This window comes from Streptomyces sp. NPDC111744 (genome assembly GCF_055634995.1).
Map to the genome: position 1 here is coordinate 41,728 of NZ_JBVKCG010000030.1, position 12,540 is coordinate 54,267.

Sequence of the window (12,540 nt, forward strand, 5' to 3'; positions counted from 1 at the left end):
GCTCCCGGGTCAGTTCTGACCTGTCACGCCCGCAAACGGGGAGGGAGCGCGGAATGGGTGAGGTGAACATCACACTCGCCTCCTTCCGTCCGGTCTCGGGCGTGCGGCTCACACGGTAGGGGCCCTGGTCCGGACACGTCCACGGAATTTGTCACTGCGGCATTTCAAGATCCGTACAGGACCGGTGCCTGGGCACGGGCGTAGCTTGGGGGTGTGACTTCGGTGCGCGGCTGGTTGTCGCGTGACTACCGGGACGGGCGTGGGTGGCTGCAGGGTGCACCGCCGCCACGCTGGGTGCGGGTGCTGCCCGTACTGCTGCTCGCGGTCGTGACCGCGTTGACGCTGGCCAGCCCCGACGGCCACAACTTCGGCTTCCTGCTCGGGGCCATCCCGCCGCTGGCCGTCCTGTCGTACGGCCCGCTGGCGACGGCCGCACTCAGCTGCCTGGTCGTGGTCCTGCTGAACGTGCCCGCCACCCATCTGAACCAACCCGGCGACACCGACCTGCTCACGGTCACCTTCGTCGCCCTACTGAGTGTGTTCGTGTCCTATGTGCGCAGCCACCGGGACGCGCAGCTGGTCACCGAGCGGGCGGTGGGCGAGGCCGTGCAGCACGCCGTGCTGCCGCCACTGCCGGCGCGGGTCGGGGCGGTGGGGTGCGCCGGGCTGTACCGGGCGGCGCAGCACGGGACGCTGGTCGGCGGGGACTTCTTCGACGTGCGGGACGGGCCCTTCGGTGTGCGGGCGGTGATGGGGGACGTACGCGGTCACGGGCTGGCCGCCGTCTCCACGGTGGTGTCGCTGCTCGGGGCGTTCCGGGAGGCGGTCCTTGACCAGCCGGACCTGGAGTCGGTGGCGGCGCGGATGGACCGCAGACTGACGGTGGACTCGGCCGACGTACCGAACGCGGAGCTGTTCGCCACGGCCCTCTTGCTGGAGTTCTCCACCGATCTGCGGTCGGTGCGACTGGTGGCCTGCGGTCATCCGGCGCCGGTGCTGCTGCGCGACGGCCGGGCCCAGGAGCTGGCCGCCGCTCCGGGGCCACCGGTGGGGCTCGGTCTTGTGGGGGTGGAACCGCCGAAGGAGGTCACGGTCGAGCTGGGGCCCGCCGACCGGCTGTTCATCGCCTCGGACGGGGTCTGGGAGGCGCGCGACCGGGCAGGGGGCTTCTATCCGCTCCCGGAGCGGCTGGCCGGGTTCGCCGCCGCGGACGCGGCCGAGCTCACCGAGCTGGTGTGGGCCGATCTGACCCGGTGCTGCGAGGTGCGGGACGACGCCACCATGCTCGTCCTGGCGCCCGCCATCTCCTGAGTCCCGGTTTGCGCTCACCCCACCTCCCAGAGGAAGCGGTGGGTGTGGATCCCGAAGTACGGGAACGACCGGACCTCGCGCACGCCCTCGATCGGCCGGACCACGTCGTTGACGAAATCGAGCAGATCCTTCGGGCCGGGTGCGACCACCTCGGCGAACAGGTCGAAGCCGCCCGACGTGAACACCGAGTAGACCACTTCGGGGTGTGCGGCGAGGGCGTCGGCGACGGCGCGGGGGTCGCCGTCCACGCCGACGCCGAGCAGTGCCATCGCCTGGCCGCCCATGGCCATCGGGTCGGTGACGCCGACGACCTGCACGGCCCGTGAGTCCAGCAGACGCTGCAACCGCTGCCGGGCCGCGGAGGCGGAGAGGCCGACCCGGGGTCCCAGGTCGGCGTAGGCGATCCGGCCGTCGCCCTGCAGCTCGCGCAGGATGGCCCGGTCGATGTCGTCCATGTGCACCTCGGCTCCCTTCCTCAGCAGACGAGTTCGAGCAGGGCGGCGCCGAACACCTCGGTGTGGGTGTCGACGTCCTGCTCGGTGGTGTCGGGGCACATCAGGGCCATGTTGTGGAACGGGGTGAGGAGGATGCCCCGGTTGGCGAGGTAGAGGTGCAGGAAGTCCTCCAGCTCGGTGTCGGCGGCGGCCGCGGACTCGGTGCCGGTGCGCGGGGCCGGGGCGGCGAAGCGGTACTCGGTGCGGGCGCCGAGGCGGCTGACCGACCAGGGCAGGGCGTGTGCCTCGACGGCCTGCCGGACGCCGGTCTCGAAGCGTTCGGAGAGCCGCGCCATACGGGCGAACGCCTCGTCGGTGAGCACATGCTCCAGGGTGGCCCGGGTGGCGGCGACCGAGAGCGCGTTGCCGGCGAGTGTGCCGCCGACCCCGCCCATGTCCACCAGGTCCAGGTCGGCGCGGGCCAGGAGGCGCTCTGCGAGGTCGGCGGAGAGGCCGTAGGCGCCGGCCGGGATGCCGCCGCCGATGGCCTTGCCGATGGTCAGCAGGTCCGGCTCCAGGTCCCAGGCGGCGGTGCAGCCGCCGGGGCCGGCCGAGAAGGTGTGCGTCTCGTCGTTGATCAGCAGCGTGCCGTACTGCCGGGTCAGGGCGCGCACGCCCGCCAGATAGCCGGGTTCCGGCAGGACGATGCCGATGTTGGTGAGCGCCGGTTCCATGAGTACGGCGGCCACGTCGCCGTGGGCGAGTTCGCGCTCCAGCTGCACCAGGTCGTTGAACTCGGCGACCCGGCTGGTCAGGGTGACGTCACAGGGCGCGCCGACGTTTCCGGGGCGGGGCGCGCCCTTGCCGTCGGGTCCCACGACGATGAGCGACTCGTCGACGCTGCCGTGGTAGCTGTAGCTGTTCACCAGGATCTTCGGGCGGCCGGTGACGGCCCGGGCGAGCCGGATGGCCCACCGGTTGGCGTCGGTCGCGGTGAGCGAGAAGCTCCAGCGGGCGAGCCCGAAGCGGCGGGTCAGCTCCGCGCCCACCCACTCCGCGTCCTCCGTCGGCAGCATCGCCGTGGCCCCGCCCAGTTCGGCGAACCTGCGGTGCACCGCCTCCGTCACGGCGGCCGGCGAGTGACCGGCCATCGCGCCGGTGTCGCCGAGGCAGAAGTCGATGTACGTGTGCCCGTCGACATCGGTGACCCGGGCGCCGCGCGCGCTCGCCAGATAGCGCGGGAAGGCGCCGGCGGTCTTGTTCATCCATGTCATCGGGACCCGGCCGAAGAGATGGCCGGCACCGGCATATGCCGCTCTGGAGCGGGGATTGCGCCGCTCGGCCTCGGCGCTCTCCCGGGCGAGGAGGGCGTGCAGACGGGTGCGGTCCATGGAGTACCCCTGGTCCGGGAGCTAGGGCGACGGAATCAAGGGAGCGTACGACTGATATCGGCACTCCATCAAGGTCTTGCGCTCGAATCGATTGTCTCGACAGCTGATTCTAGCGGCGGCGCGCTCGAAGAACGCCCGCCGCAACGCTCAACAATCGCACCAGGGTTCGATGTTCGAACTTCCGCCCTTAAACGCCACGGTTCGCCACCCCTTCCGCCAGTTAGAAATATCTACCAGCATGCATATGCCGGGTTGGCGTGCGAACGCACCGAGTGCCCGGTGTCGGTCGTTCCCTGCGCCCGAAACAGGTGAGCGGTGATCCCCCGGAGCGGTGCATGACGAACGCGATGTGGAGGCAGGGTGTGGAATGGCTCGCGGCGGCCGCGGCGGACCCCCGGGCCTGCAAGTGGGAGTGGGACCACGGGGAGGGCGTCGCACTGCTGGAGGCGGGCCGCTACTGGGATGTGCTGAGCGTCCCGGACGAGCTCGGTCTGCTCACGCTGGACCTGCTGTGGCGGCCGTCCCTGCCGGTGCCCGGGCCGACCCTGGTGGACACCGCGGCGGGCCGGGTCGGCTTCTTCCTGCCGCCCGATCCGTCCGGCGGCTGGATCGGTGCCGGGCTGCGCTACGCGACCAAGGGCGCGTGGCTCGCCGTACCGCCGCCGTACCGGCCCGCGCGGTACCTGGAGTGGCTGGTGCCGCCCGACGGCAGCGGTGCGCTGCATGCGCCGGGCACGCTGGAGCTGGCACTGCGGGAGGCCAACGGCACGCTGGCGGTGCTGCCCCCGATGTGCGCGGAGTAGCGAGGTCAGCGGCGGGGCCGGGGCACGAGCACGGTGATCCGCCGGCCCTCGGGTCCGGCCGGCACGGTCGGCTGGGCGGAGCTCGCCCCGGGCACAGCCGCGTACGTGATCACCGAGCGGCACGCCGCCCTCGACGTGCTGCGGGACGTGGAGATCTTCTCGCACGACCCGCGGGGCTGGGAGGCCACCGTCCCCGAGGACTCCCCGCTCCTCGGCATGATGCGCTGGCGGCCCAACGCCCTGTTCTCCGACGCCGACGCCCATGTCCGGTACCGCACCAGCCTCATCGACGTGTTCGACCTGATCGAGCCGCACGATCTGCGCGCGCTGGTGCACCGGGCGGTACGGCTGCTGGTGGACCGTTTCGGGCCACGCGGCGAGGCGGATCTCGTCACCGACTTCAGCCGCCCGCTGATGGCGCTGGTGTTCAACAACCTGTTCGGTCTGCCGGACAGCCAGGGCGACCGGCTCAACGAGGGCCTCCTGCAGATGATGGAGGGCGGCGCGCAGGCGGTCCAGGGCGAGGCGGAGTTCACCGACTACGTGCTGCGGCTGGTCGCCGCCAAGGTCGCGGAGCGCGGCGAGGACCTGCCGAGCATGCTCCTGGACCATCCGGCCGGGCTGACGCCGGAAGAGGTCACCTGGCAGGTCTTCCTCACCCTCGGCGCCGGCTACGAGCCGACCACGAACCTGGTGTCCAACGCGCTGTCCCGGGTCCTCGGCAACTCCCTCTACTACTCCACGCTGACCAGCAGCGCCCGCCCGGTCATGGACGCGGTGGTCGAGGTGCTGCACCACGAGACCCCGCTGGCCAACTACGGGATCTACTACGCCCGCCGGCCCGTCTCCTTCCACGGGGCGTGGGTCAGGCCGGCGATCCCGGTGGTCGTCTCCTTCGGTGCCGTGGGGCTTTTCGCCGAGCGGGAGGTCACCAGCGGGCGGCGGCCCGGGGACGCCTCGCACCTGTCGTGGGGCGCGGGCCCGCACGCCTGCCCGGTGCGGCACCACGCGCTGCTCATCGCGACCGAGGCGATCGAGCGGCTCACCCTGTGGCTGCCCGACCTCGATCCCGTCCTGCCGCGCGAGCGGCTCAGCTGGCGGCCCGGTCCTTTCCACCGCTCGCTGACGTCCCTGCCCGTCCGGTTCCGTCCTCGCTCCCCCGACCAGCCCGGAGAGTCGTCGTGACCGTCACCGACCGTATCGCCCTCGACCCGTTCGGCTCCGACATCCCGGCGGAGAGCGCGCGGCTGCGCGCCCTCGGCCCCGTCGTCCCCGTCGAACTGCCCGGCGGGACACCCGCCTGGGCACCCACCGGCTACGACGTCCTCAAGGGACTGATCCTCGATCCCCGGGTCAGCAAGGACCCGCGCCAACACTGGAGGTTGTGGGCGGAGATCGGCGAACACCCCTCCTGGGGCTGGGTCCTGGGCTGGGTGGGCGTGGTCAACATGCTCTCCGCGTACGGAAGCGACCACACGCGGCTGCGCCGGCTCGTGGCGCCGAGCTTCACCCACCGGCGCACCGAGGCGATGCTGCCGCGTGTCACGGCCATCACCGAGGAACTGCTCGACACGGTGACGGCCGCGAGCGCCGACGGCTCGGTGGTGGATCTCCGTGCCGAGCTGGCGCATCCGCTGCCCATGCGGATGATCTGCGAACTGTTCGGGGTGCCCGACGAGATGCGGGCCGATACCGGCGAGCTGATCGCGGCCATCATGGACACCTCCGAACCGAGCCCGGAGCACGCCGCGTTCGTGCAGGAGCGGATCGGCACGGTCCTCGGCGGGCTGATCGCGTACAAGGCCACGCACCCGGGCGACGACATGACCACGGAGCTGATCCGGGTCCGTGACGAGGACGGCGACCGGCTCAGTGACGAGGAGCTGCTGTACACGCTGCTGCTGGTGATCGGCGCCGGTTTCGAGACCACGGTCAACCTGATCGGCAACGCGGTGGTGGCGCTGCTGACGCATCCGGTGCAGCTGGCGGCGGTGCGCGCCGGGACGGTCGGCTGGGACGCGGTGGTCGACGAGACACTACGGGTGCATCCGTCGATCGCCTCGCTGCCGCTGCGGTTCGCGGTGAGCGACCTGAAGGTCGGGGACGTCACCGTGCCGGCCGGGGACGCGATCATCACGACGTACGCGGCGGCGGGCGTGGATCCGGCGCACTACGGGCCGGACGCGGACGTGTTCGACGCGGCGCGCGGGGCCGACGACCATCTGTCGTTCGGGCTCGGGGTGCATCGCTGCATCGGGGCGCCGCTGGCCCGGGCGGAGGCGCTCGCCGCGTTGCCCGCCCTGTTCGACCGCTTCCCGGGGCTGCGGCTGGCGGTCGGGGCGGAGGAGCTGCGGCAGGTGCCGTCGTTCATCGCCTTCGGCTGGCAGGAGATCCCGGTGCGGCTGGGGGCGTGAGTCCGGGGGTCGCGGGGGCCGCGACCGGTCCCCCGTTCCGGTCGTGCCCCCGCGAACGTGAACCTACGTGCGGATCCGGCCGTTGGGTATCGCACCTGTGCCCGATCGGGCACCCGGAGGACTCACCCGTGCACAGGTGAGTCCGGTTGGCCCGGATTCGCCCCGAGCAGGGCGGGTGCGGTGAGGTCCCCGAGGGCGAGGTGGGCCAGGACGACCTCGTACAGGTCGGTGCCCGCGGCCAGCAGCTGACGTTCCAGGACGGGCTCGGCGCCCCGGACGTGTTCACGGACGGTCTGGGCGTGTACCCCCAGGTCCTGGGCGGCGCGTTCGGCGTTGCCGCCGGCGGCGATCCAGGCGCGCAGGGTGCCGCGCAGGTCACGGCCGTCCCGGGTCAGACGGTCCAGCAGGTCGTGCGCCCAGACGCGCAGCCCGGGCCCGGCCAGCAGGTCCCCGAGTCGCACGCCGGACGCCTGCGGTGCCGTACCGGTGAGGTCTTCCTCCCTGGCCGCCTGGGTGTTGAGGGCCAGATGGGCGATGGCCCGCACGGTGAGGTCGGAGAAGTCGGCGCCCAGCAGGGCCTCCACTCGGTCCATGCGGGCGCGGACGGTGTTGCGGCTGACGCCGAGGACCTTCGCCGCGCTGACGGCGGTGAACTCCAGGCCGAGGCGGGTGGTGGCGAGGAGTTCGGCGCGGGTGTGGTGGGGCAGGGTGTCGAGCGGCCGGAGCACGGCGGTGGACCAGGCGTGCAGCGCGGCGGGGTCCATCAGCCGTTCCGGGTGGGTGCGTTCGGCGTAGACGGCGGCCCGGCCGGGGCGGAAGTGGGCGACGGCGAGGGCGCTGATGGCCTGGCCGTAGGCGGTGGCGGTCCGGGCGAGGCTCTGCCGGACGCTGCCGCCGAGGAAGGTGCCGGGGCGGCCGTCGACGAGCGAGCGCAGCCACTCGCCCGCCGTGGGCGCGGGGCTGACGACGATGACATGGCCGTCGACCGCGGGACAGCGCACGACCAGGGCCTGGCCGCGGGTGATGGCGAGGCAGTCCTCGGCGAGCCCGTCGCGTTCCGCCGGGTGCCCCTCGACGACGTACACACAGGCGCTGTCGGTGTCGAGGAGGCCGGGCCACAGGCCGGCGGCGACCCGACGCGCGGAGACGGTGTCCTCCACCATCAGCAGTTGCAGGATGGCGAGGCGCAGATCGGCGGTGGCCCGCCGGAGCCGGCGCCCGGCGGCCGTCAACTCGCGCTCCCTCAGCAGCAGTTCGACGACGCCGGCGGTGTGGGTGACGATCTCGGCGGCGCGCCGGTCGAAGGGGGTGGCGCGGGCCACGGCGAGCAGTGAGGTGGCCGCCCGGCGCGGGACGGGAGCACGGACCGAGACCAGCCGCAGGTGCCGGTCGCCGTCCTGGACGGCGGCGGCGGAGATCCGGCCTGCGACCACCTCCGCCACGAGGCTGTCGTCGAGGGACAGCGGCTCCCCGGCGAGCAGGGTGCCGTCGGCGTCCTGGAGGCACACCGTCGCCTGCACCGCGCGGGCGAGCCAGCCGACGACCCGGCGCGGGTCGCGGGCGCCGGGGCGCAGATGGTCGAGGAGCTGCGTGGCCCAGGTGTCGCCGTGCGGTGTCGGGTGGTGCGGGCCCTCGCCTTCCCGGCCTGCCATCTCGCCCTGCTCCTCGTCCCTAGCGTCGACCTCGGCCTACGGACGTTACCGGACGAACCTGGGCCGGTCCCGACCGCCGGGTACAGCTCCGCCGGCGGCCCTCGGGGGAAGGGCCGCCGGCGGAGTACGCCTCACCCGGGGCCGGGGGCGGGCCCTCGGGCGGCTGTAGTGCGGGTGCCCGGGAATCCGGCGGGTATGCACACTGATCCCGAAGACGCGAGCCCGTACGGACCGGCGACCTTCGTCGGACTCGGGTCGAAGCGGGCCTCGGCGGCGGAAGATACCTGCCTCGGTGGGCCCGCGACGCCCGGTGGCTGCCGGCTCCGAGCAGGCAGAGGACGCGGGTGACCACGACGGAGGTGTGCGCCCTGGTTCCTCAACGCGTTCCCGCTGCGCTCCACGACCGCCTTGCGCCACGCGTCGGGCACGCCGTCGCAGACCGGGGCGAGCCCCATGGCCACGGCCTCCCCGGCCACCGTGAGCTGCCCGGCCGTCGCCGTGGGCACACCCGCTCCGGTCAGCTCGGGGCCGAGCGCAGCGCCACCCCGGGGCCGCAGCCGTCCCGCCGAGTCCGTGCGGCCGTCCGGGCCCGTACGGCATAGGCTCTGCGGATGGCGAAGTACTTCGACGTGCACCCCGACAACCCGCAGCCGCGCAGCATCTCCCAGATCGCCGACGCGGTGCGCTCGGGGTCACTCATCGCATATCCGACCGACTCCTGCTACGCGCTCGGGTGCCAGCTCGGCAGCCGGGACGGCATCGACCGGATCCGCGGCATCCGGCACCTGGACGACCGGCACCACTTCACCCTGATGTGCCGCGACTTCGCCCAGCTCGGCCAGTTCGTGCGCGTCGACAACGACGTGTTCCGGGCCGTGAAGGCGTCGACCCCCGGCAGCTACACCTTCATCCTCCCGGCGACCCGGGAGGTGCCGCGCAAGCTGCTGCATCCGAAGAAGAAGACCGTCGGCGTCCGTATCCCCGGCCATGTGGTCACCCAGGCGCTGCTGGCGGAGCTGGGCGAGCCGCTGCTGTCCAGCACGCTGCTGCTGCCGGACGAGAAGGAGCCGCTGACCCAGGGCTGGGAGATCAAGGACCGGCTCGACCACCAGGTGGACGCGGTGGTCGACTCCGGGGACTGCGGCACCGAGCCGACCACGGTCATCGACTTCTCCGACGGCGAGGCGCAGATCGTCCGCCGGGGCGCGGGAGACACCTCGCGCTTCGAGTGACGACCGGGTCCCCGGGCAACTGTCCTCTCACCTTCGCGTGCCACGATGATCGGGACATGCCGCGCCGGGCCTCCGACCCGACGCCGACTCCACAGAGAGGCACTGCGCCATGACCGCCGTACAGGGAGCCGACGTGGACATCACCACCGAGGACGGCGTCGCCGACGCCTACCTGGCCCACCCCGCCGACGGGCTCCCCCACCCGGGCGTGCTCTTCTACCAGGACGCCTACGGCATCCGCCCGCACCTGAAGTCGATGGCGGACCGGCTCGCCGGTGCGGGCTACACGGTTCTGGTCCCGAACGTCTTCTACCGCAGCGGCCGGACCCCGGTCCTCGAACTGCCCGAGTTCATCGACCCGGCCGCGGACCCGACGCTCTGGCAGCGGATCGGCCCGATCATGCAGGCGCTGACGCCCGAGTCCAGCGACCGGGACTCGGCCGCCTACCTGGACTGGTTCGCCGAGAGCCCGCTGGTGACCGACGGGCCGGTGGCGATCACCGGCTACTGCATGGGCGCCCGGCTGGCCGTGCGGACCGCCGCCGCGTTCCCGGACCGGGTCGCGGCCGTGGGCGGCTTCCACGGCGGCCGGCTGGTCACCGAGGACGCGGACAGCCCGCACCTGCTGGCCGACCGGATCACGGCGGAGCTGTACTTCGGCTTCGCGGACCAGGACCACTCGATGACCGAGGAGCAGATCCGCACCTTCGAGGAGGCCCTCACCGCCGCCGGAGTCCGCAACACCTGCGAGATCTACCCGGGCGCCGCGCACGGCTACACCCAGGCCGACACCCCGGCGTACTCCGCCGAGGCCGCCGAGCGCCACTGGGACGCACTGCTCGGTCTGCTGAAGCGCACCTTCTGATCGGAGCGGTACAGCGGGGCCCGTCGGCCGACGGGCCCCGATTCCGTCCGGCTCATTGACATGCACTCGCCCCACCGCCACCCTGAGAGCGCTCTCAGACTGGTACGGACCAATGTCCGTACAACCCCGACCCCCCACACGGAGGTGGAGAGTGCGCACAGGACTCGCACGCCGGACGCTGCCCCTGGCGGCCGCGGCGGCGCTGATCGGCGGGGTGCTCACCCTGGGCACCCCGCAGCCGGCCGGCGCGGCGGTACCGGACACGATCCCGCTGAAGATCACCAACAACTCCGGCCGCGGCGACCAGGTGTACATCTACGACCTCGGCACCCAGCTCTCCACCGGACAGCAGGGCTGGGCCGACGCGAACGGCACCTTCCACGCCTGGCCGGCCGGCGGCAACCCGCCGACCCCCGCACCGGACGCCTCGATAACGGGCCCGGCGGCAGGACAGTCGACGACGATCCGCATCCCGAAGTTCTCCGGCCGGATCTACTTCTCCTACGGCCAGAAGCTCGACTTCAGACTGACCACGGGCGGTCTGGTGCAGCCCGCCGTGCAGAACCCGAGCGACCCCAACCGCAACATCCTCTTCAACTGGTCCGAGTACACCCTCAACGACTCGGGTCTGTGGATCAACAGCACCCAGGTCGACATGTTCTCGGCGCCGTACGCGGTCGGGGTGCAGCGCTCCGACGGCACCGTGAGCACGACAGGGCATCTCAAGTCCGGTGGCTACAGCGGCTTCTTCAACGCCCTGCGCGGACAGTCGGGCGGCTGGGCGAACCTGGTCCAGAGCCGGTCCGACGGCACCGTCCTCCGCGCGCTCTCCCCGCTGTACGGGGTGGAGACCGGGGCGCTGCCCGCGAGCGTCCTGGACGACTACGTCAACCGCGTCTGGACGAAGTACACGACGACGACCCTGACCGTCACACCGTTCACCGACCAGCCGAACACCAAGTACTTCGGCCGGGTCTCGGGCAACGTCATGAACTTCACCAACTCCGCCGGGGCGGTGGTGACCAGCTTCCAGAAGCCGGACGCGGGCAGCGTCTTCGGCTGTCACAACCTGCTCGACGCGCCCAACGACCAGGTGCGCGGCCCGATCTCGCGCACCCTGTGCGCGGGCTTCAACCGGTCCACGCTGCTGACGAGTGCCAGCCAGCCGGACACCAACCCGGCCGACTTCTACAAGGACGCGGTGACCAACCAGTACGCGCGTTCCGTCCACGCCCAGATGGCCGACGGCAAGGCGTACGCCTTCGCCTTCGACGACGTGGGCAACCAGGAGTCACTGGTCAACGACGGCAGTCCGCAACAGGCGTATCTCACGCTGGACCCGCTGAGCTGACACAGTCGAGTGTCCCGCACCCGGACTCCGGGTGCGGGACACCGGCTTTCCTGGGGCCTGTCCGGCGGATCGTACCGCCCGAGCCGTTCCAGATCGTCCCGCAGCACGACGGCCCGCAGCTCGGCCACCGCTTCGACGTCCGCCGGCGACGCCGGCCGTATCTCCCAGTCCCCCATGACCGGCCAGGCTAGCCCGTGGCCCCGGGTTCCTCCTCAGTCGCTCGACCAGCCCGAGCCCCTACAGGCTGACCGTTTTATCCTGTTTATTCGGATGCGGTAAGGAGGCGCAGCCCCTGCGGCCCAGCCCGGTCGTCAGCAGCTCCCACCCCCACGGAAGGGGCTCACCATGCGGGTCTTCATCGTCGGCACAGGCAACATGGCGGGCGGTATCGCGACCCGGGCCCTGGCGGGTGGGCACACCGTCCGGCTGGTCGGCACCGACCCGGCAAAGGCGGCCACGCTCGCCGACGCCCTGGCCAAGCGGATGGCGGGCGCCGATGTGGCACCCGCCGTCCCGGACGCGGTGGGGGCGGCGGACGTGGTGGTGCTGGCCGTACCGTTCGACGCGGCCAAGCAGGTCGTGGTCGAGTACGGGGACCACCTGGTCGGGAAAACCGTCGTCGACATCTCCAACCCGGTGGACTTCGCCACCTTCGACTCACTCACGGTGCCCGCGGACAGCTCCGGCGCCCAGCAGATCGCGGAGGCCGCCGTGCCGGGCACCCGGGTGGTGAAGGCCTTCAACACCACGTTCGCGGGCTCGCTGGTCGCGGGCGAGGTCGGCGGGCTGCCGCTGGACGTGTTCATCGCGGGCGACGACCCGGCGGCCCGGGACCAGGTGGCCGAACTCGCCTCCTCCGGCGGGCTCAACCCGGTGATCGTCGGCGGACTGCGCCACGCCCGCGAGCTGGAGGGCATCCAGTTGCTGCACATGGCCCTGCAGACGCGCCCCGAGGGGCACGGCTGGATGAGCGCGATCAAGATCGTCACACCCTGAGCCACTTCTGTGCCCGGACCGAAAACGGCCCGTGGAGAAGCTGTGCCGACCCGTGGTGCCCGAGAGGTAACCGAAGTCCCGGTGAACGCGG

At 72.1% G+C, this 12,540-nt stretch carries 11 protein-coding genes and 1 pseudogene; 8 read left to right on the plus strand and 4 right to left on the minus strand.

Annotated features, from left to right (window positions below; translation table 11 throughout):
• The first annotated feature begins 213 nt into the window (after positions 1–213).
• Positions 214–1,311, plus strand: a complete 1,098-nt coding sequence (locus ACZ7OO_RS38895; protein ID WP_471512193.1) for a PP2C family protein-serine/threonine phosphatase — start codon at positions 214–216, stop codon at positions 1,309–1,311.
• A gap of 14 nt (positions 1,312–1,325) precedes the next feature.
• Here the strand turns inward: ACZ7OO_RS38895 and ACZ7OO_RS38900 are convergent, their stop codons facing one another.
• Both ACZ7OO_RS38900 and ACZ7OO_RS38905 read right to left on the minus strand, forming a co-directional pair.
• Positions 1,326–1,766 (minus strand): Lrp/AsnC family transcriptional regulator, encoded by a 441-nt coding sequence (locus ACZ7OO_RS38900; RefSeq protein WP_471512194.1) that lies wholly within the window; start codon positions 1,764–1,766, stop codon positions 1,326–1,328.
• Between the two features lie 20 nt (positions 1,767–1,786).
• Positions 1,787–3,136: a transaminase gene (locus tag ACZ7OO_RS38905; RefSeq protein WP_471512195.1), complete on the minus strand. Its 1,350-nt coding sequence runs from the start codon at positions 3,134–3,136 to the stop codon at positions 1,787–1,789.
• A gap of 335 nt (positions 3,137–3,471) precedes the next feature.
• Between ACZ7OO_RS38905 and ACZ7OO_RS38910 the strand changes: the two genes are divergently transcribed.
• From ACZ7OO_RS38910 to ACZ7OO_RS38920, 3 genes are read left to right on the plus strand one after another with little or no spacing between them, the layout of a single operon-like run.
• Positions 3,472–3,939 (plus strand): hypothetical protein, encoded by a 468-nt coding sequence (locus tag ACZ7OO_RS38910; RefSeq protein ID WP_471512196.1) that lies wholly within the window; start codon positions 3,472–3,474, stop codon positions 3,937–3,939.
• Between the two features lie 33 nt (positions 3,940–3,972).
• Positions 3,973–5,124: a cytochrome P450 family protein gene (locus ACZ7OO_RS38915; RefSeq protein ID WP_471512197.1), complete on the plus strand. Its 1,152-nt coding sequence runs from the start codon at positions 3,973–3,975 to the stop codon at positions 5,122–5,124.
• Positions 5,121–6,353 carry a cytochrome P450 family protein gene (locus tag ACZ7OO_RS38920; RefSeq protein WP_471512198.1) on the plus strand — a complete coding sequence of 411 codons (1,233 nt, stop codon included), beginning with the start codon at positions 5,121–5,123 and terminating at the stop codon, positions 6,351–6,353. The genes ACZ7OO_RS38915 and ACZ7OO_RS38920 overlap by 4 nt, the downstream gene beginning before the upstream one ends.
• Before the next feature lie 122 nt (positions 6,354–6,475).
• Here ACZ7OO_RS38920 and ACZ7OO_RS38925 read toward each other — a convergent pair whose 3' ends face one another.
• Positions 6,476–8,005 carry a helix-turn-helix domain-containing protein gene (locus ACZ7OO_RS38925; RefSeq protein ID WP_471512199.1) on the minus strand — a complete coding sequence of 510 codons (1,530 nt, stop codon included), beginning with the start codon at positions 8,003–8,005 and terminating at the stop codon, positions 6,476–6,478.
• Between the two features lie 611 nt (positions 8,006–8,616).
• Between ACZ7OO_RS38925 and ACZ7OO_RS38930 the strand changes: the two genes are divergently transcribed.
• From ACZ7OO_RS38930 to ACZ7OO_RS38940, 3 genes are all read left to right on the plus strand, one after another.
• Positions 8,617–9,237 (plus strand): L-threonylcarbamoyladenylate synthase, encoded by a 621-nt coding sequence (locus ACZ7OO_RS38930; RefSeq protein ID WP_471512200.1) that lies wholly within the window; start codon positions 8,617–8,619, stop codon positions 9,235–9,237.
• A 109-nt stretch (positions 9,238–9,346) separates the two neighbouring features.
• Positions 9,347–10,102: a dienelactone hydrolase family protein gene (locus tag ACZ7OO_RS38935; RefSeq protein WP_471512201.1), complete on the plus strand. Its 756-nt coding sequence runs from the start codon at positions 9,347–9,349 to the stop codon at positions 10,100–10,102.
• A 112-nt stretch (positions 10,103–10,214) separates the two neighbouring features.
• Positions 10,215–11,453, plus strand: coding sequence for a glycoside hydrolase family 64 protein (locus ACZ7OO_RS38940; RefSeq protein ID WP_471512202.1), 1,239 nt, complete (start codon positions 10,215–10,217; stop codon positions 11,451–11,453).
• A 68-nt stretch (positions 11,454–11,521) separates the two neighbouring features.
• On the opposite strand, the pseudogene ACZ7OO_RS38945 reads toward ACZ7OO_RS38940, so the two are convergent.
• A pseudogene (locus ACZ7OO_RS38945) lies at positions 11,522–11,629 on the minus strand (GNAT family N-acetyltransferase); the annotation flags it as partial.
• 169 nt (positions 11,630–11,798) lie between these two features.
• On the opposite strand from ACZ7OO_RS38945, the gene ACZ7OO_RS38950 reads away from it, so the two are divergent.
• Positions 11,799–12,449 (plus strand): NADPH-dependent F420 reductase, encoded by a 651-nt coding sequence (locus ACZ7OO_RS38950; RefSeq protein ID WP_471512203.1) that lies wholly within the window; start codon positions 11,799–11,801, stop codon positions 12,447–12,449.
• Positions 12,450–12,540: the final 91 nt, after the last annotated feature.

What these genes read in the sequence shown, in the direction of transcription:
- ACZ7OO_RS38900 (WP_471512194.1), bottom strand. Translation starts at nt 1,766, where the DNA reads ATGGACGACATCGACCGGGCCATCCTGCGCGAGCTGCAGGGCGACGGC.
- ACZ7OO_RS38905 (WP_471512195.1), bottom strand. Translation starts at nt 3,136, where the DNA reads ATGGACCGCACCCGTCTGCACGCCCTCCTCGCCCGGGAGAGCGCCGAG.
- ACZ7OO_RS38910 (WP_471512196.1), top strand. Translation starts at nt 3,472, where the DNA reads ATGACGAACGCGATGTGGAGGCAGGGTGTGGAATGGCTCGCGGCGGCC.
- ACZ7OO_RS38925 (WP_471512199.1), bottom strand. Translation starts at nt 8,005, where the DNA reads ATGGCAGGCCGGGAAGGCGAGGGCCCGCACCACCCGACACCGCACGGC.
- ACZ7OO_RS38930 (WP_471512200.1), top strand. Translation starts at nt 8,617, where the DNA reads ATGGCGAAGTACTTCGACGTGCACCCCGACAACCCGCAGCCGCGCAGC.
- ACZ7OO_RS38935 (WP_471512201.1), top strand. Translation starts at nt 9,347, where the DNA reads ATGACCGCCGTACAGGGAGCCGACGTGGACATCACCACCGAGGACGGC.
- ACZ7OO_RS38940 (WP_471512202.1), top strand. Translation starts at nt 10,215, where the DNA reads ATGTCCGTACAACCCCGACCCCCCACACGGAGGTGGAGAGTGCGCACA.
- ACZ7OO_RS38950 (WP_471512203.1), top strand. Translation starts at nt 11,799, where the DNA reads ATGCGGGTCTTCATCGTCGGCACAGGCAACATGGCGGGCGGTATCGCG.